Source organism: Candidatus Pelagibacter sp. Uisw_130 (genome assembly GCF_047722505.1).
Taxonomy (GTDB): domain Bacteria; phylum Pseudomonadota; class Alphaproteobacteria; order Pelagibacterales; family Pelagibacteraceae; genus Pelagibacter.
Map to the genome: position 1 here is coordinate 705,350 of NZ_CP159814.1, position 23,069 is coordinate 728,418.

At 32.3% G+C, this 23,069-nt stretch carries 28 protein-coding genes and 3 tRNA genes; 1 reads left to right on the forward strand and 30 read right to left on the reverse strand.

Features of this window, described 5'->3' with window-relative positions:
* Positions 1–6: 6 nt before the first annotated feature.
* The 30 genes from rpsN to ABXT55_RS03950 form a co-directional block, all read right to left on the reverse strand.
* Positions 7–312, reverse strand: coding sequence for a 30S ribosomal protein S14 (gene rpsN / locus ABXT55_RS03805; RefSeq protein ID WP_271492416.1), 306 nt, complete (start codon positions 310–312; stop codon positions 7–9).
* Between the two features lie 2 nt (positions 313–314).
* Positions 315–869 (reverse strand): 50S ribosomal protein L5, encoded by a 555-nt coding sequence (gene rplE, locus ABXT55_RS03810; protein ID WP_415285433.1) that lies wholly within the window; start codon positions 867–869, stop codon positions 315–317.
* Positions 869–1,117, reverse strand: a complete 249-nt coding sequence (rplX, locus tag ABXT55_RS03815) for a 50S ribosomal protein L24 (protein WP_415285434.1) — start codon at positions 1,115–1,117, stop codon at positions 869–871. Before rplX ends, rplE begins: the two co-directional genes overlap by 1 nt.
* Position 1,118: 1 nt before the next feature.
* Positions 1,119–1,487, reverse strand: coding sequence for a 50S ribosomal protein L14 (rplN, locus tag ABXT55_RS03820; RefSeq protein ID WP_415285435.1), 369 nt, complete (start codon positions 1,485–1,487; stop codon positions 1,119–1,121).
* The gene (gene rpsQ / locus ABXT55_RS03825) at positions 1,484–1,720 is read right to left on the reverse strand and encodes a 30S ribosomal protein S17 (RefSeq protein ID WP_271492425.1); all 237 of its coding nucleotides are present in this window, start codon (positions 1,718–1,720) and stop codon (positions 1,484–1,486) included. Before rpsQ ends, rplN begins: the two co-directional genes overlap by 4 nt.
* Positions 1,713–1,904 (reverse strand): 50S ribosomal protein L29, encoded by a 192-nt coding sequence (gene rpmC, locus ABXT55_RS03830; RefSeq protein WP_271492428.1) that lies wholly within the window; start codon positions 1,902–1,904, stop codon positions 1,713–1,715. The genes rpsQ and rpmC overlap by 8 nt, the downstream gene beginning before the upstream one ends.
* A 1-nt stretch (position 1,905) precedes the next feature.
* A complete protein-coding gene (gene rplP / locus ABXT55_RS03835) occupies positions 1,906–2,316 on the reverse strand; it encodes a 50S ribosomal protein L16 (protein WP_271525610.1) in 411 nt (136 codons plus the stop codon).
* Positions 2,317–2,318: 2 nt separating this feature from the next.
* Positions 2,319–2,999: a 30S ribosomal protein S3 gene (gene rpsC, locus ABXT55_RS03840; RefSeq protein ID WP_415285436.1), complete on the reverse strand. Its 681-nt coding sequence runs from the start codon at positions 2,997–2,999 to the stop codon at positions 2,319–2,321.
* Complete coding sequence (gene rplV / locus ABXT55_RS03845) at positions 2,983–3,381, reverse strand: 50S ribosomal protein L22 (protein WP_271492435.1); 399 nt, start codon at positions 3,379–3,381, stop codon at positions 2,983–2,985. The genes rpsC and rplV overlap by 17 nt, the downstream gene beginning before the upstream one ends.
* Positions 3,382–3,383: 2 nt before the next feature.
* Positions 3,384–3,677: a 30S ribosomal protein S19 gene (rpsS, locus tag ABXT55_RS03850; RefSeq protein WP_415285437.1), complete on the reverse strand. Its 294-nt coding sequence runs from the start codon at positions 3,675–3,677 to the stop codon at positions 3,384–3,386.
* Positions 3,677–4,522: a 50S ribosomal protein L2 gene (rplB, locus tag ABXT55_RS03855; RefSeq protein WP_415285438.1), complete on the reverse strand. Its 846-nt coding sequence runs from the start codon at positions 4,520–4,522 to the stop codon at positions 3,677–3,679. Before rplB ends, rpsS begins: the two co-directional genes overlap by 1 nt.
* Before the next feature lie 3 nt (positions 4,523–4,525).
* Complete coding sequence (gene rplW, locus ABXT55_RS03860; RefSeq protein WP_271525613.1) at positions 4,526–4,819, reverse strand: 50S ribosomal protein L23; 294 nt, start codon at positions 4,817–4,819, stop codon at positions 4,526–4,528.
* A 1-nt stretch (position 4,820) separates the two neighbouring features.
* Positions 4,821–5,444 carry a 50S ribosomal protein L4 gene (gene rplD, locus ABXT55_RS03865; RefSeq protein WP_415285439.1) on the reverse strand — a complete coding sequence of 208 codons (624 nt, stop codon included), beginning with the start codon at positions 5,442–5,444 and terminating at the stop codon, positions 4,821–4,823.
* A complete protein-coding gene (gene rplC / locus ABXT55_RS03870) occupies positions 5,444–6,154 on the reverse strand; it encodes a 50S ribosomal protein L3 (protein ID WP_415285440.1) in 711 nt (236 codons plus the stop codon). The genes rplD and rplC overlap by 1 nt, the downstream gene beginning before the upstream one ends.
* Before the next feature lie 2 nt (positions 6,155–6,156).
* Positions 6,157–6,465, reverse strand: a complete 309-nt coding sequence (gene rpsJ, locus ABXT55_RS03875) for a 30S ribosomal protein S10 (protein WP_006996810.1) — start codon at positions 6,463–6,465, stop codon at positions 6,157–6,159.
* A gap of 5 nt (positions 6,466–6,470) precedes the next feature.
* Positions 6,471–8,549 carry an elongation factor G gene (gene fusA, locus ABXT55_RS03880; RefSeq protein WP_415284012.1) on the reverse strand — a complete coding sequence of 693 codons (2,079 nt, stop codon included), beginning with the start codon at positions 8,547–8,549 and terminating at the stop codon, positions 6,471–6,473.
* Positions 8,550–8,555: 6 nt separating this feature from the next.
* Positions 8,556–9,026, reverse strand: coding sequence for a 30S ribosomal protein S7 (gene rpsG, locus ABXT55_RS03885; RefSeq protein ID WP_415284013.1), 471 nt, complete (start codon positions 9,024–9,026; stop codon positions 8,556–8,558).
* Between the two features lie 2 nt (positions 9,027–9,028).
* Positions 9,029–9,400, reverse strand: a complete 372-nt coding sequence (gene rpsL / locus ABXT55_RS03890) for a 30S ribosomal protein S12 (protein WP_169036396.1) — start codon at positions 9,398–9,400, stop codon at positions 9,029–9,031.
* Positions 9,401–9,571: 171 nt separating this feature from the next.
* Positions 9,572–13,741 carry a DNA-directed RNA polymerase subunit beta' gene (gene rpoC / locus ABXT55_RS03895; protein ID WP_415284014.1) on the reverse strand — a complete coding sequence of 1,390 codons (4,170 nt, stop codon included), beginning with the start codon at positions 13,739–13,741 and terminating at the stop codon, positions 9,572–9,574.
* A 2-nt stretch (positions 13,742–13,743) separates the two neighbouring features.
* Positions 13,744–17,835 carry a DNA-directed RNA polymerase subunit beta gene (gene rpoB / locus ABXT55_RS03900; protein WP_415284015.1) on the reverse strand — a complete coding sequence of 1,364 codons (4,092 nt, stop codon included), beginning with the start codon at positions 17,833–17,835 and terminating at the stop codon, positions 13,744–13,746.
* A gap of 57 nt (positions 17,836–17,892) precedes the next feature.
* On the reverse strand, positions 17,893–18,258 hold the full coding sequence (rplL, locus tag ABXT55_RS03905; RefSeq protein WP_415284016.1) for a 50S ribosomal protein L7/L12: 366 nt from the start codon (positions 18,256–18,258) through the stop codon (positions 17,893–17,895).
* 5 nt (positions 18,259–18,263) lie between these two features.
* Positions 18,264–18,785: a 50S ribosomal protein L10 gene (gene rplJ, locus ABXT55_RS03910; protein WP_415285450.1), complete on the reverse strand. Its 522-nt coding sequence runs from the start codon at positions 18,783–18,785 to the stop codon at positions 18,264–18,266.
* Between the two features lie 5 nt (positions 18,786–18,790).
* On the reverse strand, positions 18,791–19,480 hold the full coding sequence (gene rplA / locus ABXT55_RS03915; RefSeq protein ID WP_415284017.1) for a 50S ribosomal protein L1: 690 nt from the start codon (positions 19,478–19,480) through the stop codon (positions 18,791–18,793).
* Positions 19,480–19,905 (reverse strand): 50S ribosomal protein L11, encoded by a 426-nt coding sequence (gene rplK, locus ABXT55_RS03920; RefSeq protein WP_415284018.1) that lies wholly within the window; start codon positions 19,903–19,905, stop codon positions 19,480–19,482. The genes rplA and rplK overlap by 1 nt, the downstream gene beginning before the upstream one ends.
* Positions 19,905–20,435, reverse strand: a complete 531-nt coding sequence (gene nusG, locus ABXT55_RS03925) for a transcription termination/antitermination protein NusG (protein ID WP_415284019.1) — start codon at positions 20,433–20,435, stop codon at positions 19,905–19,907. The genes rplK and nusG overlap by 1 nt, the downstream gene beginning before the upstream one ends.
* Positions 20,435–20,626, reverse strand: coding sequence for a preprotein translocase subunit SecE (secE, locus tag ABXT55_RS03930; protein ID WP_006996799.1), 192 nt, complete (start codon positions 20,624–20,626; stop codon positions 20,435–20,437). Before secE ends, nusG begins: the two co-directional genes overlap by 1 nt.
* A gap of 19 nt (positions 20,627–20,645) precedes the next feature.
* Positions 20,646–20,721, reverse strand: a tRNA-Trp gene (locus ABXT55_RS03935).
* Positions 20,722–20,728: 7 nt separating this feature from the next.
* The gene (gene tuf / locus ABXT55_RS03940; RefSeq protein ID WP_415284020.1) at positions 20,729–21,925 is read right to left on the reverse strand and encodes an elongation factor Tu; all 1,197 of its coding nucleotides are present in this window, start codon (positions 21,923–21,925) and stop codon (positions 20,729–20,731) included.
* 46 nt (positions 21,926–21,971) lie between these two features.
* Positions 21,972–22,045 (reverse strand) — tRNA-Gly (locus ABXT55_RS03945).
* Positions 22,046–22,090: 45 nt separating this feature from the next.
* Positions 22,091–22,176 (reverse strand) — tRNA-Tyr (locus tag ABXT55_RS03950).
* Between the two features lie 131 nt (positions 22,177–22,307).
* Here ABXT55_RS03950 and rlmB point away from each other — a divergent pair.
* Complete coding sequence (rlmB, locus tag ABXT55_RS03955; protein ID WP_415284021.1) at positions 22,308–23,051, forward strand: 23S rRNA (guanosine(2251)-2'-O)-methyltransferase RlmB; 744 nt, start codon at positions 22,308–22,310, stop codon at positions 23,049–23,051.
* The last annotated feature ends 18 nt before the right edge of the window (positions 23,052–23,069 follow it).

Genomic DNA, 23,069 nt, shown 5'->3' on the forward strand with positions numbered 1-23,069 from the left:
TCCTTTCTACCAGCTCGACTTCGTCATGCCTGGAATTAATCCATGCAATCCTAAGTCCCTTAAAGCTATTCTTGATATTTTTAATTTTCTGTAAACACCATGTGGTCTTCCAGTAATTTGACATCTATTCATCACTCTATTTTTAGCTGAATTTCTAGGTAAATTAGATAATTTTTGTTGTGCTTTAAATCTTTCTTCAAGAGAAATTTTCTTATCCATGATAATTTTTTTTAAAGCTAATCTTTTTTTAAACAATCTATCTGAAAGTTTAATTCTTTTATCGTTTTTTTGAACTGCACTTACTTTAGCCATTTCTAATTGTCTCCTTTTTTAATAAATGGAAAATTTAATTTCTCTAGGAGCGCAAAACTATGCTCTTTGTTTATCGCAGCAATTACAACTACAACATCAAGACCTCTAATTTTGTCAATTCTATCAAAATTAACTTCATGAAAAATTATATGTTCTTTAATTCCAAAAGTATAATTACCAAATTTATCAAAACCTTTGGGAGATAGACCTCTAAAGTCTTTAATTCTTGGTAACGCAATATTAACTAGTCTATCAATAAACTCATACATTTTATTACCTCTTAAGGTAACTTTTAAACCTGCATTGGTACCTTTTCTTGTTTTAAAGTTAGCAACAGATTTTTTAAATTTTGTAACCGTAGGTTTTTGCCCAGTAATTTTTCCTAAATCTTCTTCAGTAGATTTCATGATTTTAGCATCAGCTCCATCAAGACCTAGGCCCATATTAATAACAACTTTAACAAGTTTTGGTCCTTGAAAAGTATTTTTAAATCCTAATTGCTCTTTAAGAGCAGGTTGAATTTCTTTGTAATAAAGTTCTTTTAATCTTGGTGTCATTATTTTTTAGCCTCAGTTTTTTTAATTTTTTCTTTAACATCTATAAGTGCAAGGTTTGAAATATGTATAAAACTTTCTTTCGAAATAATTCCACCTTTTTTTTCTTTCGTAGTTTTAACGTGTTTTTTCACAATATTAATTCCTTGAACTTTTGCTCTATTGTTGGGTCTATCTATTTCAATAACCTCACCTTCTTTTTTTTTATCTCTTCCTGTTAATATTTTTACTTTAGAACCTTTTTTAATCATTTTATAATACCTCTGGAGCTAATGAAATTATTTTCATTTGACCTCTATTTCTTAGTTCTCTTGTAACAGGTCCAAAAATTCTAGTTCCAACCGGTTCACCTTTGTCATCGACTAAAACTGCTGCATTGTTATCAAATTTAACTTTTGAGCCATCATCTCTATGAATTCCATATTTAACACGAACTACAACTGCTTTGTGCACGGAACCTTTTTTAACTTTACCTTTAGGCATCGCTTCTTTTACAGCAACAACGATTGTGTCACCAATACTAGCATATCTACGTTTTGATCCACCAAGAACCTTAATACATTCAATTCTTTTTGCCCCAGTGTTGTCTGCTACTAACATTTCAGTTTGTACCTGTATCATTTAGAACCATCCATTACTTGAAATTTTTTATTTTTTGAAAATGGTTTACATTCAATAATTGAAACCTTATCTCCAGTTTTAAATTTATTATTTTCATCATGTGCATTATATTTTTTTTGAACTTTAACCACTTTTTTTAACACAGGATGTGAGTATTTTCTCTCTACTGCTACAGTAATAGTTTTATTAGGCTTATCACTAGTAACTACTCCCGTTAATATTTTTTTAGGCATTTAATTTTCCTTTTAGTATAGTTTTTAACCTTGCAATTGTTTTTTTTGTTTGTCCAATTTTTGATGGGTCTTTAATTTCAGAATTAATTCTTTGAAATCTAAAATTAAATAAATCTTTTTTCAATTTATCTATGTTTTTTAAAACTTCGTCTTTGGATAATTTTTTAATTTCTTGTTTTTTCATATTATGCAAATCTTTTTATAAATTTAGTTTTAATAGGTAATTTAGCAGACGCTTTATAAAGAGCTTCTTTTGCAATTGCTTCTGAAACACCATCAATTTCAAACAAAATTCTACCAGGTTTAACTCTACATGCCCAATACTCAGGAGCACCTTTACCTTTACCCATTCTTACTTCAACAGGTTTTTTTGAAACTGGAATATTTGGAAAAATTCTAGTCCAAACACGTCCTTGCCTTTTCATGTGTCTAGTTAAAGCAACCCTAGCAGCTTCAATTTGTTTACCAATAATTCTTTCAGGAGCCATAGCTTTTAAAGCAAATGATCCGTAATTTATCTTCGCAGCACGTGTAGCTGTTCCATGAATTCTACCTTTGTGAGCTTTTCTATATTTTGTTCTTACCGGCTGTAACATAATTACTCTTTAACCTCTTTAGGTTTAACTTTATTTGTTTCCTGGCTAAATTCTCTTGCAAAAACTTCACCTTTGTAGATCCAAACTTTAATTCCAATAATTCCAAATGTTGTTAAAGCTTCTGCTTCATCGTAATCAATATCTGCTCTTAATGTATGAGAAGGAATACTACCCTCTCTCAACCACTCTGTTCTTGCGATTTCGTTACCACCGAGTCTACCACTTATTGCAACTTTAATACCCTTCGCACCTAATCTCATACAAGACTGCATGGCTCTCTTCATTGCTCTTCTATATGATATTCTTTTTACTAATTGTTGTGCAATATTTTCGGCTACTAAAAAAGCATTAGTTTCAGGTTTTTTAACTTCTTTAATATTTAAAGATACTTCATTGTTTGTAAATTTAGATAAATTGTTTTTAATTTTATCAATATCACTACCTTTTTTACCAATAACAAACCCTGGTCTTGAAGTATAAATTGTAACAAAACATTTATTTGAAGTTCTCTCTATCATCACTTTTGATACACCAGAGTTAACTACATTTTTCTTGATATAGGCTCTAATTTTAAAATCTTCAATTAGATAATTTCCAAAATCTTTCTTTTTAGCATACCAAACAGAGTCCCAACCTCTATTCACACCAAGTCTAAAACCTATCGGATTAACTTTTTGTCCCATGACTCTCCATTTGTTTTGCTTCTGATAATATAATTGTAATTGTTGAATATGGTTTTAAAATTGGTGCAGCTCTACCTTTTGCTCTAGGTCTAAATCTTTTCATAACAACTTTTTTTCCACAATAAGCTTCTTTGACAATTAACTTATCAATATCATATTGATTATTATTTTCAGCATTAGCAATAGCTGATGAAACTGTTTTCCTAATCTCTCTAGTTATTCTTTTTGCAGAAAATTGTAATTCTCTAATAGCAACATCAACTTTTTTTCCAACAATTGCTTTAAGAATTGGATTAAGTTTTCTCACACTAGATCTAATATTGTTATTTACCGATCTAACAGTATCTACTTTAATTCTATTAATTTTCTTTTTCTTATTCATGGTTATTTCTTAGCTATTGCTGGTTTTGCCTTTTTATCTGCAGGCGTATGTCCAAAAAATGTTCTTGTTGGTGAAAACTCACCTAGTTTGTGTCCAACCATATCCTCAGAAATGGTAACAGGTATAAATTTTTTCCCATTATAAATCAAAAAACTAACACCAATAAATTCAGGAATTATAGTTGATTTTCTTGACCAAGTTTTAATTGGCATTTTTTTGGGGTCTAATTTTTGTTTTTCAACTTTTTTAATTAAGCTCTCTTCTACAAAAGGACCTTTCCATACTGATCTAGCCATTATTTTTTAGTATCCTTTCTTTTGTTTCTTCTTTTAACAATAAACTTATCTGTTCTTGCATTTGTTCTTGTTTTTAATCCTTTTGCACCTTGGCCTGTCGGAGATACTGGATGTCTACCACCAGCACTCTTACCTTCACCACCACCGTGCGGGTGATCAACTGGATTCATTACAACTCCTCTTGTATGGGGTCTTCTACCTAACCATCTTGATCTTCCAGCTTTACCAATCTTAATATTTTTTTGGTCTGGATTTGACAAGACACCGATTGTTGCCATGCATCTTGAGTCTATTCTTCTAACTTCGCCAGAAGTCATTTTAACCAATGAATAATTGCCATCTAAACCACTTATAGTCACAGAGGTGCCAGCAGATCTAGCTATTTTTCCACCACCACCTGGTTGTAATTCGACGTTATGCACGTTTACACCAACTGGAATGTCTCTTAACGGCATACAATTACCAACTTTGATTTCTTTTGCAGAGCCATTTTCAATAACATCACCAACGTTAATTTTTTGAGGTGCTAAATAGTAAAAATGAGTTCCATCTTCAAACTTGATTAACATGATATAACATGATCTGTTTGGGTCATACTCGATACGCTCAACTGTACCAGGTACATCAAATTTTTTTCTATAAAAATCTACAAGTCTATACATCTTCTTATGCCCACCACCTGACATATTTCTAGAGGTAATATGACCATTGTTATTTCTTCCACGCATTGAATTTTTAGGTTCAACAAGCATTTTAAAAGGTTTACCCTTCCATAGACCCGTTCGATCAACAAGAATGGTTCCTCTAGTAGATTTTGTATATGGTTTAAATGTTTTTAATGCCATTATTTAAATTCCTGTTGTTAGATCGATACTTTGACCTTTTTTTAGAGTTATAATTGCCTTTTTATAACCTTGAATATTTACTTTTTTTCCACGTTTAACAACTTTTCTGTTTTGCTTGTTGATTATGTTAATTTTAATAACATTTACTTTAAAAATTTTTTCAATATTTTTTTTTAAATTAGTTTTGTTAGCTTCTCTCGGAACTTTAAATACAATTTTATTTTGCTCAGAAAGATTTGTTGTCTTTTCAGTTAGCATTGGTGATAAAATTTTGTCGTATAAATGTATCTTATCCATTTTAAGAATATCTCTTTTCTAGTTCTTTTATTGAACTTTCAGTAAACACAACTTTTTTAAATTTAATAATATCAAAGGCGCTAAAGTGGTTTATGTCGGTAACTTTAACATTTGGTATGTTTCTCATTGATTTTTCAACTTTATCTTTTGAAGTCTTGTCTAGAATTATTAATGAATGAGTTAAATCAAATTTTTTGATGATTGAGTGCATTTCTTTAGTTTTTTTAATTTCAGTAGCAAAATCACTAAAGATTAATAAATTATTAAGTTTATTCTTTTCAGTAATTAGTGACGCTACGCTCAATTTTTTTTCACTTTTGTTAAGTTTTCTTTTTTTATAAGCTAGTTGACCTTTTGGACCATGTGCTACACCACCACCAACGAATATAGGGGCTTTTCTACTCGCATGACGTGCTCCACCCGTTCCTTTTTGAGCATAAATTTTTGAAGTAGCTCCGGCAATTTCATTTTGTTGTTTTGTTTTAGCGTGTCTACCTTTGTAGTTAGCATTAGTTTTGTATAAAACATTATCAACCAGTTTTTTATTTATTTTTGCTGAAAAAATTTTATCCAAAACTTCAATTGAGTCTTTTTTACCATCTAAATTTATCTTATCAATTTTCATTATCTTTTCTTTTTATCCGGTGTTTTTTTAGCCTCTTCAGCGGCAGCAATTTTTTCTTTAATTGTTAGTTTATTAATAACTTTAACTGATTGTTTGACTAATACTTCTGAGTTTTTAGAACCTGGTATTGAGCCTTTTAAGTATAATAATTCGTTTTCTAAATCAGTTTTAATTATCTCCAAATTTAGCATGGTTCTAACTCTGTCCCCCATATGACCAGCCATTTTTTTTCCTTTAAAAACTTTACCAGGATCTTGCCTTTGACCTGTTGAGCCATGAGATCTATGTGAAACAGAAACACCGTGTGTAGCTCTTAAGCCACCAAAGTTGTGTCTTTTCATTGCTCCAGCAAAACCTTTTCCAATAGTCTTTGAAGTGGTATCAACAAATTTGACTTCATTAAAAATTTCTAAACCAAATTCATTACCTTCTTTGTATGGTTCTGTATCTTTTACTCTAAATTCTTTTAGTTTTTTCTTTGCTTCAGTATTTTTTTTAGCATACATGCCCTTCATTGCTTTTGTAAGTTTTGAGCTTTTAATATTACCGAAGCCTAATTGTATAGCTTTATATCCGCGTTTCTCTTCTTCAATCACACTAATAACTCTAGCTTTTTCCATTTTAATTACTGTAACAGGAACTAAACGACCAGTTTTATAAAACTCTCTTGTCATACCTATTTTTTTGCCAACTAAAGCTATTTCAGTCATAATTAAATTTTTATCTCCACATCAACACCAGATGCTAAATCAAGTTTCATTAAAGCCTCTACAGTTTGAGGAGTAGGTTCAATAATGTCGATTAATCTTTTATGTGTTCTAGTTTCAAATTGCTCTCTACTTTTTTTATCAATATGAGGACCTTTAAGAACTGTATATCTTTCAATTCTAGTTGGTAAAGGTATTGGACCCTTGATAGTCGCTCCGGTTCTTTTAACGGTATTAACGATTTCTTCCGTAGATGCATCTAGAATCTTATTATCATAAGCTCTTAATTTAATTCTAATATTTTGTTTTTCCATAATTATTATCCAGCAATTTTTTTAGTTACTTCATCCTGCACATTTTGTGGGACTTTAGAGTAATGATCAAAGAACATTGAGTATTGAGCTCTTCCTTGAGACATGGACCTTAAACTGTTTATATATCCAAACATATTAGCTAGAGGAACCATTGCCGTTATTACAGTTGCATTTCCTCTGCTTTCTTGTTCACTTATTTGACCTCTTCTACTATTTAAGTCACCGATAACATCACCCATATAATCTTCAGGAGTTACCACTTCAACTCTCATTACCGGTTCTAATAATTTTAATCCTCCTCTAGTACAAGCTTCTTTAAAGCAAGCTCTACCAGCAAGTTCAAATGCAAGAACACTCGAGTCAACATCATGGTGTAATCCATCTAAAATTGTAACTTTATAATCAATCATCGGAAATCCTGCTAAAATTCCACCATCAGATATTGTTTCAATACCCTTCTCAACACCTGGAATAAACTCTTTAGGAATTGATCCACCTTTAATTTTGCTATCAACCTCTCTACCTTTACCTGGTTCTTGAGGTTCAACTAAAAGTTTAACTTTAGCAAACTGTCCAGCACCACCACTTTGTTTTTTGTGTGTGTACTCAAACTCAGATGCATTTTGAATAGTTTCACGGTAAGCGACCTGAGGTGCTCCAATATTTGCTTCAACATTAAATTCTCTTTTCATTCGATCGACAATAATATCTAAGTGCAATTCACCCATACCTTTAATTATTGTTTGACCGGATTCTTCATCAGAGGTTACTCTAAATGAAGGGTCTTCCTTTGCTAATCTTGCTAAAGCTTCACCCATTTTTTCTTGGTCAGCTTTAGTTTTTGGTTCAACAGCAATTTCAATTACAGGTTCAGGGAATTCCATTGGTTCCAACAAAACTGGGTTAGCTTCATCACACAAAGTGTGACCAGTTATTGTGTATTTAAGTCCAGCTAGGGCAACAATATCTCCTGCGTTCGCCTCTTTAATGTCTTCTCTAGAATTCGCATGCATTAAAAGCATTCTACCAACTCTTTCCTCTTTTTCTTTTGAGGTATTGTAGACTGCTGTTCCAGTTTTAATTGTTCCAGAATAAATTCTTATAAAAGTTAATGATCCAACAAAGGGATCGTTTGCAACTTTAAAGGCTAACGCTGAAAAACCAGCTCCATCATCAAATTTCATTTCAACAGCATCTTCAGTTCCAGGTTTTGTCCCACTAATAGAGCCGATATCAATTGGACTTGGAAGGTAATTAATAACTGCATCAAGTAACGGTTGAACACCTTTGTTTTTAAATGCTGAACCAGTAGTTATTGGAACAAAGCTAAAATTTAGCGTTCCTTTTCTTATACATTTAACTAAATCTTCTTCTTTAATTTCCTCACCATTTAAATAGCTTTCCATTAATTTTTCATCTTGTTCAACAGCTGTTTCAACAAGCTCAGTTCTATATTTTTGAGAAATTTCTTTTAAATCATCTGGAATCTCTTTGTATTCCCACTCTGCACCTAGTGCTTCATTTTTCCAAACTTGTGCCTTCATCTTAACTAAATCTACAACACCAGATAAGTCAGCTTCAATACCAATTGGAACTTGTATAACCAAAGGTTTGCAACCAAGTCTATCTCTAATCATATCTACACATCTGTAAAAGTCTGCACCAGTTCTGTCTAATTTATTTACAAAACAAATTCTTGGAACTTTATATTTGTCAGCTTGTCTCCACACTGTTTCTGATTGAGGTTCAACACCAGCAACACCATCAAAAACACATACAGCACCATCTAAAACTTTTAATGATCTTTCAACTTCAATAGTAAAATCTACGTGACCAGGAGTATCAATAATATTAATTCTATGATCATTCCAGAAACAAGTAGTTGCCGCTGAGGTAATTGTAATTCCTCTTTCTTGTTCTTGCTCCATCCAATCCATTGTTGCTGCACCATCATGAACTTCACCAATTTTGTGGCTTTTTCCAGTGTAGTATAAAATTCTTTCAGTAGTAGTGGTTTTGCCAGCATCAATATGAGCCATAATTCCAATATTACGATATGTGTCTAATGTATTAGTTCTAGCCATAATTTTTTACCACCTAAAATGAGCAAAAGCCTTATTCGACTCAGCCATTTTATGCACATCTTCTCTTTTTTTAACTGCAGACCCTTTTTTTTCATACGCGTCATACAGCTCGTTAAAAATTTTATCAGACATATGTTTGTCTTTTCTTTTTCTTGAAGCGTCAACTAACCATCTAATAGCAAGTGCTTGAGCACGATTGTTTTTAACTTCAACAGGAACTTGGTACGTTGCACCACCAACTCTACGAGATCTAACTTCTACAGTAGGCTTGATATTATTAATAGCTTCGTTAAATACATTAATTGGCTCTTCTTTAGTTTTTGATTTAATTTTTTCAATTGCGTCATATACAATTTTTTCAGCAACTACTTTTTTGCCATCATACATTATTGAGTTAATTAATTTTGGAATAATGATTGATTTAAAAATTGGATCTGGAGTAACAACTTTTTTTGGTTGCGTTTTTTTTCTAGACATAATTATTTACCTTTTTTAGTTCCATACAAAGATCTACGTTTCTTTCTATTTGCAACTGCTTGTGTATCTAGATTTCCTCTAAGAATATGATAACGAACACCAGGTAAATCTTTAACACGACCACCTCTAATTAAAACAACTGAGTGTTCTTGTAAGTTGTGACCTTCACCACCAATATAAGCTGTAACTTCAAAACCATTTGAAAGTCTAACTCTCGCAACTTTTCTTAATGCAGAGTTCGGTTTTTTAGGAGTTGTTGTGTAAACTTTAAGACACACACCTCTTTTTAATGGTTGTTTTTCAAGTGCAGGAACTTTATTTCTTGCAACTGGTCTAGTTCTTTTCTTTCTTAACAACTGGTTAATAGTTGGCATAAATTTTTTTAATTAATTAATTTATTTTTGAATGAAAATAACTGACAGGTTATTTTGTGGCAGCGTTTAGTTCCATAAAGTAGGTACTACATTCCAACCAAAAACAGCGTCAAAATACTATTAAATCTCTGATTGTCAAACTAAAACTACAAGTTTAACGTGTTTTTTTGATTAACTTGCAGGTGTTTCTGTGGGTTCTACTGGCTCAATTTTTTCTTGATCAGCTAAGAACTTGTTGTCCGCTTCTAGTGCGTTCTTATTCCATTTATTTTTGATATGGCCTGTACCAGCTGGAACTAATCTACCTACAATAACATTCTCTTTTAAACCATTAAGTGGGTCAACTTTACCTTTAATTGCTGCATCTGTAAGGACTCTTGTTGTTTCTTGGAAAGACGCAGCTGAAATAAAAGACTCCGTTTGCAAAGAAGCTTTGGTAATACCCATTAAAACTCTTTCACCAAATGCAGGATTTTTCCCATCTGCAACAAGTTTTTCATTAGTGTTATCAAATTTAATTCTATCAATCATTTCACCAGGTAAGTAAGTCGAGTCACCTGATTCTTTAATTTCAACTTTTTTAAGCATTTGTCTTAGAATAGTTTCTATATGTTTGTCGTTAATAATTACACCTTGTAATCTGTAAACTTCTTGTACTTGATTGACAAAGTATTCTGTTAAATCTTTAATACCAAGAATTCTTAGAATATCATGTGGCAAAGGCTGACCATCTAGTAAATATTCTCCTTTTTTGATTTTTTCACCTTGATTAAAATTAATATGTTTTCCTTTTGGAATTAGATAATTTGAAGGTTCCCCATTTTCAGGTTGAATTGAAATTCTTTGTTTTCCTCTAACCTCTTTACCAAATAAAACTTGTCCATCATTTTCAGCAATTATCGCACTATCTTTTGCTTTTCTGGCTTCAAATAATTCTGCAACACGTGGTAGTCCACCTGTAATATCTTTTGTCTTAGTAGTTTCTTTCGGTAGTCTAGCAATTATGTCTCCAGCAAATATTTTTTGACCATCCTTAACAGATAAAATTGAATCTGGCACTAGGTAGTATCTCGCTTCATTGTCATCTGCTTTTTTAATAACATTACCTTTTTCATCTCTTAAAGTAATTCTTGGCTTTAAATCAGTATTTTTAGATTGAGCTCTCCAATCAATCACAGACTTAGATGAGATTCCAGTAGCGTCATCAGTAGTTTCTTGAATAGAGACACCATCAATTAAATCAACGTAACCTGCGATACCACTTTTTTCAGCGATAACTGGTGTTGTATAAGGGTCCCATTCACAAATTTTTTCATTAGCTTTTACTTTATCACCATTTTGAAAGAACAATTTTGAACCATAAGCTACTTTGTAAACTGCGACCTGAACTCCATTATTGTCCTCAATAGATAATTGAGTATTCCTACCCATTACAATCAAATTCTTTTTTGAATCTTCTAATAAATTTGAGTTAATAATTTTTAATATACCTGCTGATTTCGTAACAATTTGAGATTCTTGTTTAACAGATGCTGTTCCACCTACGTGGAAAGTTCTCATCGTTAATTGAGTTCCTGGCTCACCAATAGATTGAGCTGAAATCATACCAATGGCTTCTCCTACATGGACCATTTTTCCTCTTGATAAATCACGACCATAACAAGTGGCACAAACACCTTTTTTAGAACTACAAGTCATTACTGAATATGCTTTAATAAATTTAACACCTGCAGCATCAATTTTATCGCAACCAGCCTCATCAATCATTGTTTCTTTTTTAATTACAACTTCTCCCGTAATAGGGTTTTTAACATCAAATGCTGTCACTCTTCCCAAAGCTCTTTCTGATAAACTAACAACTACGTTTCCACCTTCAAGAATTTCAGCTAATTCAATAAAACCCGGGTTATCACATTTAATTTTAGAAATTGTTAAATCTTGAGCAACATCACAAAGTCTTCTAGTTAAATATCCAGAACTTGCAGTTTTTAGGGCTGTATCAGCTAAACCTTTTCTGGCTCCGTGAGTTGAATTAAAATATTCTAATGCAGTAAGGCCTTCCTTAAAATTTGAAATGATAGGTGTTTCAATAATCTCACCTGATGGTTTGGCAATCAAGCCTCTCATGCCTGCTAATTGTTTCATTTGAGCTGCTGAACCTCTAGCACCACTATCGGCCATCATAAATACAGAATTAATTTTCATTCCGTCTGGCGTACTTTCCGTTGCTGAAATACCTCTCATCATTTCGCCTGCCACTTTATCTGTACACTTAGACCAAGCATCCACAACTTTGTTATACTTTTCACCTCTAGTAATTAAACCTTCTGAATATTGATTTTCATAATCTGCAATTAATTTTTTAGTATCATCAATTAATTGACCTTTGTTTGCAGGGATAACTAAATCATCCTTGCCAAAAGAGATACCAGCTTTAAATGCATGTTTGAACCCTAAGTCTTTTAAATGGTCACAAAATATAACAGTAGTTTTTTGACCACAAAATCTAAATACACTATCAATAATTTCAGATACTGTCTTTTTAGGCAACAATCTATCAATCATTGAAAAAGTTATATCTTTATTTTTTGGTAGTAAGTTTGCTAATAAAAACCTTCCAGCTGTTGTTGTGTGCTTTTCAACTTTCTTATTACCCTTCTCATCAAGTGTTTCAAATCTTGAAACAATAGTAGAGTGAACTTTTATTTGACCAGAAGATAAGGCATGTTCAATTTCATCATTATTTATAAAATAACCATCAGGTTTTTCAGTTTGAAAAGGTGCTTGTGATAAATAATAGAGACCTAAGATCATATCCTGACTCGGTACAATAATCGGCTTACCATTTGATGGGCTTAAAATATTATTCGTTGATAACATTAAAATTCTTGCTTCTAATTGAGCCTCTAAACTCAATGGAACATGTACCGCCATTTGATCACCATCAAAGTCAGCATTAAAAGCGGCACAACATAAAGGGTGTAACTCAATAGCATCCCCTTCAATTAGTTTAGGTTCAAATGCTTGAACACCTAGTCTGTGAAGTGTTGGCGCACGGTTTAATAATACAGGGTGTTCTCTTACTATTAACTCTAAAGCATCCCAAACAGCATTAGTTTCTTTTTCAACAAGTTTCTTAGCTTGTTTAATTGTGGATGCTAATCCTAGTTTATTTAATCTTGCATATAAAAAAGGTTTAAATAGTTCTAAGGCCATTTTCTTAGGTAAGCCACACTCATGAAGTTTTAGATCTGGTCCTACAACAATTACTGATCTACCAGAGTAATCAACTCTTTTTCCTAGTAAGTTTTGTCTAAATCTACCTTGTTTTCCTTTAAGCATTTCTGCTAATGATTTTAGTGGTCTTTTACCAGTACCTGTAATTACTCTGCCTCTTCGACCGTTATCAAATAATGCATCAACAGATTCCTGTAGCATTCTTTTTTCATTTCTAACGATAATATGTGGTGCTTTAAGATCCATTAATCTTTTTAAACGATTATTTCTGTTGATCACTCTTCTGTAAAGATCATTCAAATCAGATGTAGCAAATCTACCTCCATCTAGCGGTACTAAAGGTCTTAGTTCGGGTGGTATAACCGGGATTACAGTTAAGATCATCCATTCAGGTTTTTGACCAGTTTCAATAAATGACTCAATTAACTTAAGTCTTTTAATTGATCTTTCTTCATTAATTTTCGATTTTGTCTCTTTAATTGTATTAATCAATTTTGTTCTTTCAAGCCCAAGATCCATGGATCTTAGGATTAACAAGATAGCCTCAGCACCAATTCCAGCTTCAAATGATTCTTCACCAAACTCGTCTTGATATTTGGCTAATTCTTCCTCATTCAATAATTGATTTTTTTGTAAACCAGTTAAACCGGGCTCAATCACTATAAAGTTTTCAAAATATAAAACTCTTTCAACTTCTTTAAGTTTCATATCAACAGCAAGAGAAATTCTGCTTGGAAGTGATTTTAAGAACCATATGTGAGCAACAGGAGTTGCTAAATTAATGTGGCCCATTCTTTCTCTACGCACGTTAGATTTCGTTACTTCAACACCACATTTTTCACAAATAATACCTCTGAATTTCATTCTCTTGTACTTACCGCACAAACATTCATAATCTTTAATTGGTCCAAAAATTCTAGCACAAAATAAACCATCTTTTTCAGGTCTAAAAGTTCTATAGTTAATTGTTTCAGGTTTTTTTATTTCACCGTAAGTCCAAGATTTAATTTTTTCCGGACTGGCTAAAGTAATTTTAATACTATTAAAATTTTGAGCTTCAGAAACTTCAGTATTTTTAAATAAATCTGTTAATTCTTTTTTCATATTTAATTTAACTCTATGTTAAGTGCTAATGATTTTATCTCTTTTACTAATACGTTAAACGATTCTGGTATTCCAGATTCAAAGTTTTCTTCACCTTTAACAATAGTTTCATAAACTTTAACTCTTCCAGCAACGTCATCTGATTTAACAGTTAAAATTTCTTGTAATGTATAAGATGCACCATATGCTTCAAGTGCCCACACTTCCATCTCACCAAATCTTTGACCACCTAATTGTGCTTTACCACCGAGCGGTTGCTGAGTAACAAGACTGTAAGGTCCTGTTGATCTAGCATGAATTTTGTCCTCTACTAAGTGATGAAGTTTTAACATATAGATAATTCCAACTGTTACAGGTCTATCAAACATCTCTCCTGTTCTTCCGTCCCATAAATTAGTTTGACCTGAAGTTGGTAATTTTGCTAAATTAAGCATTTCAGATACATCTTTTTCTTTTGCTCCATCAAAAACTGGCGTTGATATAGCAATACCATTTTGTAAGTTTTCACATAAATCACCAAACTCAGTTTTGTTTAATTTGTCAATTCCCCCATCAAAAACTTCTTTTCCATAAACAGATTTCAAAAATGAGGAAATTTTTTCTGTTTTTTCAAATTTTTTATTATTTTCGTTAACCAATCTTTTTACCTCTTCACCAAACTCTTTACATGCCCAGCCAAGGTGAGTTTCTAAAATTTGACCAACGTTCATACGACTAGGTACACCCAAAGGGTTTAAAACAATATCAACTGGTCTTCCATCTTCCCTATAAGGCATATCTTCCACAGGAACTATTTTACTAACAACTCCTTTATTTCCATGTCTACCTGACATTTTATCACCAGGTCTTAATCTTCTTTTAATAGCAACAAAAACTTTAACCATTTTCATTACACTTGGTAATAAATCGTCTCCACTTCTAATCTTTAGAACCTTATCTTCAAATCTTTCTAAAATAGATTGTTTGGCTTGACTGTACTGATCTTTTAACTGGGCTACACTAGCCTCATCATTAACATTACCTACAGTAATTTTGAAAATATCATTAATACTAATTTTATTAATTATCTCAAGATCGAGTTTGGTACCAATCTCAAAGTCTTTAATCTTTTTATTTAAAGAGGCTCCAGAAAGAATTTGATTTGCTCTTTGTTTAATACTTCTTTCTAAAATTTCTTCTTCAACAATTTTATCTTGTTGAACTATTTCAATTTCAGCTCTTTCAATTGTTATAGATCTTTCATCTTTTTCAATTCCATGTCTGTTAAAAACTCTAACATCAACAATGGTACCACTACTACCTCTGGACATTTTCAATGATGTATCTGTAACATCGATTGCTTTTTCACCAAAAATTGATCTTAATAATTTTTCTTCTGGACCAGAAGCTGAGTCACCTTTTGGTGTCACTTTACCTACAAGAATATCACCCGCTTTAACTTCTGCACCAATGTAAACTATTCCTGACTCATCCAGGTTTTTCAAAGCTTCTTCGTTTACGTTTGGAATATCTCTAGTAATTTCCTCTTCACCCAATTTAGTATCTCTTGCCATAACCTCATACTCAACTATGTGTACTGATGTAAATACATCATCTGTTACACATCTTTCTGAAATTAAGATAGAATCCTCAAAATTGTAACCTTGCCATGGCATAAATGCTACAGTTACATTTTTTCCTAATGCTAGTTCACCTAACTTAGTTGAAGGACCATCAGCTATAATGTCTCCAGATTTAACTTTATCACCAACTCTAACAAGAGGTTTTTGGTTGATACATGTATTTTGGTTTGATCTTTTAAATTTTTGCAGATTATAAATATCCACACCAGATTTTGTAAAATCAGCTTCTTCTGTCGCTTTAATTACAATTCTTTTACCATCAATTTTATCAACTGTACCATCACGTTTGGCGACGATTGTAACACCCGAGTCAAGAGCAACATCTCTTTCGATACCTGTTCCAACTAATGGAGATTCTGGTTTAAGTAAAGGCACTGCTTGTCTCATCATATTTGATCCCATAAGTGCTCTGTTTGCATCATCATTTTCCAAGAAAGGGATTAGTGATGCTGCTACAGAAACTAACTGTTTAGGTGAAACATCAATGTAATCAATTTTTTCTGGTTTAGATAAAACGAAGTTTAAGTTTTCTCTACAAGGAACAAGTTCTTCTAAAATTTTTCCATTCTTATCAAGTTTGGCATTAGCTTGTGCGATTGTGTATTTTGTCTCTTCCATCGCTGATAGATACTCGACTTTATCTTGAACTACACCGTTCTGTACTTTTTTATATGGGCTTTCAATAAAACCATATTTATTAATCTTAGCATAAGTAGATAAACTATTAATCAAACCAATATTTGGTCCTTCAGGTGTTTCAATTGGACAAATTCTTCCATAGTGAGTTGGGTGAACATCGCGAACATCAAATCCAGCTCTTTCTCTTGTTAGACCACCTGGTCCTAAAGCTGAAACTCTTCTTTTGTGTGTAATTTCAGATAGTGGATTTGTTTGATCCATAAATTGTGAAAGTTGTGAACTTACAAAAAAATCTTTAAGGGAAACTGTTAAAGGTTTTGCATTAATTAAATCTTGTGGCATTGCTGATTCAATATCAAGAGTTGTCATTTTTTCTTTAATAGCTCTTTCCATTCTATAAACACCAATACGCGCTTGGTTTTCTACAAGCTCGCCTACAGATCTAACTCTTCTGTTACCAAGGTGATCGATATCATCAACTTCATCTTTACCATCACGAAGATCTAACATTTTGTGAATTATGGCAACAACATCGTCATTTCTTAAAATTGTAATTTTATCTGAACATTCCAGGTTTAATCTAGAGTTCATTTTAACTCTACCAACATCAGAAAGGTCATATCTATCTGAACTAAAGAATAGATTGTTAAAAATTTGAGTAGCTATCTCTACTGTAGGCGGCTCACCTGGTCTTAAAACTTTATAAATTTCTGTTATAGCGTCTTCTTTATTACTATTTTTATCATTTAAAATTGTATTTAATAAATAAGGTCCTTTGTTAATTGAATTAGTAATAGAAACCTCAATTGAGTTTATGTTTGCTTCTAAAATTTGTTTAATAATAGTGTCATTTAATTCTGTACCAATTCCAAAAGTACCTTCTTCTTCGTCATCATTAACTTTAACGTCTCTGTGTAAATATTTTCCATAAAGTGATTCTTGTGACACTAAAATATCCTTTAAGCCGTCAGATGTTAATTTTTTTGCAGTTAAAAAATTAACTTTATCACCTAGTTTAATTACTACATTTCCAGTTTTAGCATCAGTAACCTCTTCAGAAAAATTTTTAGCTTTATAATTTTCTGAGTTAAATTTTGTTTTCCATTTATTTGTTTTTGCATCAAACGTGTATGTTTCTTTAGAATAAAACTCATCAGCTATCTCAGATCTAGTATAACCAAGAGCCATTAACAAAGTAGATGCCAATATCTTTTTTTTTCTATCAATTTTGAAATATAAAAAATCTTTTACATCATACTCGAGGTCTAACCATGAGCCTCTATTTGGAATAACTCTACAATTAAAAAGGAGTTTGCCACTTGCATGTGATTTACCTTTGTCGTGATCAAAAAATACACCTGGGCTTCTATGCATCTGGTTTACAACAACTCTCTGTACGCCATTAGTTATAAAAGTTCCGCTATCAGTCATCATTGGAACTTCACCCATATAAACTTCTTGCTCTTTTGCAGATAAAATATCTTTTGTATTTTTTTCCTGATCTATTTCATAAACAACTAGTCTCAATGTACACTTAAGTGCAGATGTGAATGACAAACCTCTCTGAATACATTCTTCGGTATCAAATTTTGGTTTCTCTAATCTATATGAAACGTACTCAAGTGTTGCTTTATCATTTAAATCTTCAATTGGAAAAATACTTTTAAAAACTCGATCAAAGCCTTTTGTTAAATCACCGGCTTCAGAATTAAAATCAGTTAATTGTTTATAAGAATTTTTTTGAACTTCAATTAAGTTAGGAATAGATAAAGTTTCAGCTAGTTTACCGAAGCTTTTTCGTACATTTTTCTTTTCAGTAAAAGATAATTGCATATAAAATCAGTTACCAGTTAATTAAATTAACCAGTAATAAAGTTCTTTCTAATTAATTTATTTAAGTTCTACTTTTGCGCCAGCTGCTTCCAACTTAGCTTTGATCTCTTCAGCATCTTTTTTGTTTACACCAGACTTAACTTCTTTAGGTGCTCCCTCTACTAGATCTTTTGCTTCTTTAAGACCTAAAGATGTTGCCGCTCTAACTTCTTTGATGACATTGATTTTTTTTTCTCCAGCGGAAACTAACATAATTGTAAAATCATCTTTTGCTTCTTCAGCTGCTCCACCTGCTGCTGCTGCTGGTGCTGCTGCAGCCATAGCTGTAACACCCCATTTTTCTTCAAGTTGTTTTGAAAGTTCAGCTGCCTCAACAACAGTTAAACTTGATAAATCTTCTATAATTTTACTTAGATCAGGCATATTTTTTATACTTCTTTGGGTTGTTTTTCAGAATTTTCAGGGGTCAAATTACTCATTTTTTCGGAACGTGCAAGTAAAATACTTACGAATTTTGACGCTGGTGTTGCTAGGATTCCAACAATATTAGCTCTAGCTTCATCTAGTGTCGGTAAATTAGCTACATTTTGAACTCCAGCTTGATCTAAAAGATCGCTACCCATAATTCCACCTAAAAGCTTTAAGTTTTCATTAGTTTTAGCAAATTTTGATAAAATTCTTGCTGACATTATAGCATCATCTGAAAAAGCAACAGCTGTTGCTCCAGTAAATAAATTGGCAAGATCTTTACATTTCGTTTTTTCAAGGGCTAATTTTGTAATTCTGTTTTTAGTTATTTTAAACTTAATTCCATGTTCTCTCATTTGAGTTCTTAACTCATCAAGTTGAGACATGGTTAAGCCTTGATAGTGAGTGACTAAAACAGCTTCATTATTTTGAAACTGAGTTTCCATATCACTTATATAATTCTTTTTTTGTTCCTTGTTCATCATAACTATATAACTTTTCCTAATTTAACTTTGTATGACACTCCCATACTAGATGTTACAAATGTATTTTTTATTAAATCACCTTTTAAAGTTAAGTTTCCTTTTTCTTTTTCTAAAGTATCTAAGATGGCATGAAAGTTTTTTAATAATTGGTCATCATGAAATGATTTTTTACCAATACTAACACCAATATTTCCATCTTTATCATTTCTGATTTCAGCTTGACCTGATTTAGCATTTGTTACTGCTTGCTTGATGTCATCAGAAACAGAGCCTAATTTTGGATTTGGCATTAAACCCTTTGGTCCTAAAACTTTTCCTAATTTAGAAAGTTTCACCATCATACCAGGTGTACAAATAAGTTTTTCAAAGTTTAATTCACCTGCTTTAATTTTATCAATAAACTCATCACTACCAACGATGTCAGCGCCTGCATCTTTTGCTTCTTGTGCTTTAGCATCCTCACAAACAACTGCAACTTTAACAACTTTGCCAGTTCCACCAGGTAAGTTAACTATAGTTCTAATGTTAACCTCACCTTTTTTTTGTTTGTTATTAATTTGGAAACTTAAATCAATTGATTCAGCAAATTTTGTTGTGCAATTTTTTTTAACAGCTGGTAATAATTTTTCTATCAAATCAGCCATTAAATCTTTTGTTTTTTCTGGTAACTTTTTAAATCTTTTTGAAGCCATTAGTCTTTAACCTCTATTCCCATTGATCTTGCTGACCCTGCAATAATTTTAACTGCTTGTTCAAGATTGTGTGCATTAAGATCTTTCATTTTTTGTGTTGCAATTTCTTCAGCTTGTTTTTTTGTAATTGATCCAGCAATACTTCTACCTGGTTCTTTTGAGCCACTTTTTAATTTTGCTGCTTCTTTTATAAAATGAGATGCCGGTGGTGACTTAATTTCAAAATCAAATTTTTTATCTTTATAAACTGTAATAATAACTGGAATTGGTTTACCAGCGAATGCTTTTGTTTTATCGTTAAAAGCCTTACAAAATTCCATTATATTAATTCCACGTTGACCTAAAGCTGGACCAACTGGTGGCGCAGGATTGGCTTGCCCTCCCATAATTTGTAATTTTATATATCCACTAATTTCTTTTGCCATTAACTTGCTTTCTCTACTTGGTTATATTCTAAATCAACTGGAGTTGGTCTTCCAAAGATTGAAACAGAAACTTTTAATCTCGATTTCTCTTCATCAATCTCTTCAACCATACCACTGAATGATGCAAAAGGACCGTCAACTACCTGAACTTTTTCACCAATATTGTATTCTATACCAGATTTTGGCTGTGCTACACCATCTTTTATTTGTCCTAATATTTTTTCTATTTCTTTATCTGATACGGGTACTGGAATTCCTTTTGATCCTAAAAATCCACTAACTCTCTTCAAATTTTTGATTAAATGATAAAGATCATTGTCCATCTCACTCTTTATTAATACATAGCCAGGGAAATATTTCTTTTTTCTTTGTATTCTCTTACCTCTTTTAACTTCTGTAACATCATGCGTAGGGACAACAATTTCTTCAATTTTGTCTGAAATTTTTGCTTTTTCAGCTTCTTCTTTAATCAATCCAGCAACTTTATTCTCAAAATTTGAGTGTGATTGAACAATATACCAATTTTTCATTAAATACTTACCTTTAGTAAAGCTTCCAACAGAAATTTAAGAACTTGATCAAGGAGTAAAAAAAATAGAGACATGATAACGGCCATGGCAAATACCATTAATGCACCCTGCATAGTCTCTTTTCCAGTAGGCCAAGAAACTTTAAAGGCTTCTTGTTTAACTTCTTGGATAAATTTTATCGGGTTTTTCATAATATACTGTTTAACTTATTGGCAGGAGTGGAGGGAATCGAACCCTCAACCTCCGGTTTTGGAGACCGGCACTCTACCAATTGAGCTACACTCCTATAGAGTTTACTCTATAATTTTAGTTACTACTCCAGCTCCAACTGTTCTACCACCTTCACGAATAGCAAAGTTTAATTTTTCACTCATCGCAATTGGAGTAATTAATGTAACAGTGAATTTAGCATCATCACCAGGCATAACCATTTCAGTTCCCGCTGGTAACGTAACTTCTCCAGTTACGTCTGTTGTTCTAAAGTAAAACTGAGGTCTATATTTAGTAAAGAAAGGAGTGTGTCTTCCACCCTCGTCTTTTTTAAGTACATAAGCCTGAGCTTCAAATTTAGTATGCGGGGTAATTGAACCAGTTTTACAAAGAACTTGTCCTCTTTGAATATCATCTCGCTCAACACCTCGTAATAGAATACCAACGTTATCACCTGCTTCACCAGAATCTAAAAGTTTTCTGAACATTTCAACACCAGTACAAACTGATTTTTTAGTTTCAGTAACACCAACGATTTCAACTTCTTCACCAGTTTTAATAACACCAGATTCAATTCTACCAGTTGCAACAGTTCCTCTACCTGAAATTGAGAAAACATCCTCAACAGGCATTAGGAAAGGTTTATCAACATCTCTAGTTGGCTGAGGAATAAATTCATCAACAGTTTTCATTAATTCTATAATTGAATTTTTTCCAATTTCATCATCTCTACCTTCAACAGCTGCTAAAGCAGAACCTTTAGTAATTGGAGTAGTTTCACCTGGATATTTATAAGAAGTTAAAAGTTCTCTAATTTCTTCTTCTACAAGTTCAATCATATCTTTATCGTCAACTTGGTCTACTTTATTTAAGTAAACAACGATTGAAGGAATACCAACTTGTCTTCCTAAAAGAATGTGTTCTCTAGTTTGAGGCATAGGACCATCTGCAGCGTTAACCACTAAGATAGCTCCGTCCATTTGTGCAGCACCTGTGATCATGTTTTTAACATAGTCAGCATGGCCTGGACAATCTACGTGTGCGTAATGTCTTTTATCAGTTTCATACTCAACGTGGGCAGTTGAAATTGTAATTCCTCTTTCTTTTTCTTCAGGAGCTTTATCAATTTGATCGTACGCAGTAAAAGTTGCAGTTGAACCAGCAGTTTCTGATAACACTTTTGTGATCGCTGCCGTTAATGTTGTTTTACCATGGTCGACATGACCAATTGTACCGATGTTACAGTGTGGTTTATTTCTTACGAACTTTTCTTTTGACATTACTTTTTTACCTCAGTTTAGTTTTATTAATAATTTCTTTTTTTCTTGGAGCGGGTAAAGAGAATCGAACTCTTACATCCAGCTTGGAAGGCTAGCGTTCTACCATTGAACTACACCCGCACAACATCAAGAATAACACTCCATGTTATAAAAAGTTTTATTGAATGGTGGAGGGGGAAAGATTCGAACTTTCGAAGGCCGAAGCCAACGGGTTTACAGCCCGCCCCATTTGACCGCTCTGGAACCCCTCCTTTTTGGGGAAGTGTCCCCTTGTTCAATAAAGCTTCAAACAACAGCCGTTTTATATATTTTTATTATGCAATTGCAACACGAGATTTACTGTGAAAATTAAGGAAAATACGTATAAAACATAGATAATTTTATGAATAAATCATCTTTTTTAATCGTTGGTCAACATGCTGTTATTGAGGCTTTAAGAAACCCCAAAAGAAAGGTTTTAAAAGTTTTTTTAACTGAAGAAAGTAAGAAAAATATTCATAGAAAAAACCCAAAAAAGAATGTTCTTGAAGACGTTAAGGTTTATTTTAAATCCAAAAAGGAATTAGATAAGTATACTTCTAAAGATCAAATGATGCATGGTGGTTATATTGCAGAAGTGGAACATATTGATCAACCTGATTTAAAAGAATTCATTAAAGGAAAAAACAAACTAACATTTGTTTGTATTGATGAGGTAACAGACCCTAGAAATATTGGATCATTAATTAGAAGTGCCTCTTCATTTCATATAGATGGTTTGATTGTTAAAGAAAGACAGTTCCCCTCAGATAGTAAGCTTATGTATAAAGCTGCAAGCGGATGTATGGAACATATTAACATTTTTGAAGTAGCTAACATAAATTCTACACTTAAAAACTTAAGAGAGAAAAATTTTTGGGTTTATGGGTTTGATGCTAAAGGCGAGAAAGACTTTACAGATATAAAATGGGAAGGAAAAAATGTTCTTTTGTTTGGTTCTGAGGGTTTTGGTATGAGAGAACATACAGGTAAATATACAGATTTTTTAGTTAAGATTAACATTAATAAAGATGTAGAAAGCTTAAATATTTCAAATAGTGCAGCAATTGTGTTTCATCATTTGAGTTATTTGAAAAAAAATTCTTGATTAGTCTAAGATTTCTTA

Coding starts and splice junctions, on each gene's coding strand:
- fusA (WP_415284012.1), bottom strand. CDS start 8,549: ATGGCTAGAACTAATACATTAGACACATATCGTAATATTGGAATTATG.
- rpsC (WP_415285436.1), bottom strand. CDS start 2,999: ATGGGACAAAAAGTTAATCCGATAGGTTTTAGACTTGGTGTGAATAGA.
- rpsL (WP_169036396.1), bottom strand. CDS start 9,400: ATGCCAACTATTAACCAGTTGTTAAGAAAGAAAAGAACTAGACCAGTT.
- rpsQ (WP_271492425.1), bottom strand. CDS start 1,720: ATGCCTAAAAAAATATTAACGGGAGTAGTTACTAGTGATAAGCCTAAT.
- rplE (WP_415285433.1), bottom strand. CDS start 869: ATGACACCAAGATTAAAAGAACTTTATTACAAAGAAATTCAACCTGCT.
- rplA (WP_415284017.1), bottom strand. CDS start 19,480: ATGGCTTCAAAAAGATTTAAAAAGTTACCAGAAAAAACAAAAGATTTA.
- rpsS (WP_415285437.1), bottom strand. CDS start 3,677: ATGGCTAGATCAGTATGGAAAGGTCCTTTTGTAGAAGAGAGCTTAATT.
- tuf (WP_415284020.1), bottom strand. CDS start 21,925: ATGTCAAAAGAAAAGTTCGTAAGAAATAAACCACACTGTAACATCGGT.
- rplV (WP_271492435.1), bottom strand. CDS start 3,381: ATGAATAAGAAAAAGAAAATTAATAGAATTAAAGTAGATACTGTTAGA.
- rplB (WP_415285438.1), bottom strand. CDS start 4,522: ATGGCATTAAAAACATTTAAACCATATACAAAATCTACTAGAGGAACC.
- rplJ (WP_415285450.1), bottom strand. CDS start 18,785: ATGAACAAGGAACAAAAAAAGAATTATATAAGTGATATGGAAACTCAG.
- rplK (WP_415284018.1), bottom strand. CDS start 19,905: ATGGCAAAAGAAATTAGTGGATATATAAAATTACAAATTATGGGAGGG.
- rplD (WP_415285439.1), bottom strand. CDS start 5,444: ATGAAAATTGATAAGATAAATTTAGATGGTAAAAAAGACTCAATTGAA.
- rpsJ (WP_006996810.1), bottom strand. CDS start 6,465: ATGGAAAAACAAAATATTAGAATTAAATTAAGAGCTTATGATAATAAG.
- rplL (WP_415284016.1), bottom strand. CDS start 18,258: ATGCCTGATCTAAGTAAAATTATAGAAGATTTATCAAGTTTAACTGTT.
- rplC (WP_415285440.1), bottom strand. CDS start 6,154: ATGACTGAAATAGCTTTAGTTGGCAAAAAAATAGGTATGACAAGAGAG.
- rlmB (WP_415284021.1), top strand. CDS start 22,308: ATGAATAAATCATCTTTTTTAATCGTTGGTCAACATGCTGTTATTGAG.
- rpoB (WP_415284015.1), bottom strand. CDS start 17,835: ATGCAATTATCTTTTACTGAAAAGAAAAATGTACGAAAAAGCTTCGGT.
- rplX (WP_415285434.1), bottom strand. CDS start 1,117: ATGATTAAAAAAGGTTCTAAAGTAAAAATATTAACAGGAAGAGATAAA.
- rplW (WP_271525613.1), bottom strand. CDS start 4,819: ATGGATAAGATACATTTATACGACAAAATTTTATCACCAATGCTAACT.
- rplP (WP_271525610.1), bottom strand. CDS start 2,316: ATGTTACAGCCGGTAAGAACAAAATATAGAAAAGCTCACAAAGGTAGA.
- nusG (WP_415284019.1), bottom strand. CDS start 20,435: ATGAAAAATTGGTATATTGTTCAATCACACTCAAATTTTGAGAATAAA.
- rpsN (WP_271492416.1), bottom strand. CDS start 312: ATGGCTAAAGTAAGTGCAGTTCAAAAAAACGATAAAAGAATTAAACTT.
- rpoC (WP_415284014.1), bottom strand. CDS start 13,741: ATGAAAAAAGAATTAACAGATTTATTTAAAAATACTGAAGTTTCTGAA.
- rpmC (WP_271492428.1), bottom strand. CDS start 1,904: ATGAAAAAACAAGAAATTAAAAAATTATCCAAAGACGAAGTTTTAAAA.
- rplN (WP_415285435.1), bottom strand. CDS start 1,487: ATGATACAGGTACAAACTGAAATGTTAGTAGCAGACAACACTGGGGCA.
- rpsG (WP_415284013.1), bottom strand. CDS start 9,026: ATGTCTAGAAAAAAAACGCAACCAAAAAAAGTTGTTACTCCAGATCCA.
- secE (WP_006996799.1), bottom strand. CDS start 20,626: ATGAAAAACCCGATAAAATTTATCCAAGAAGTTAAACAAGAAGCCTTT.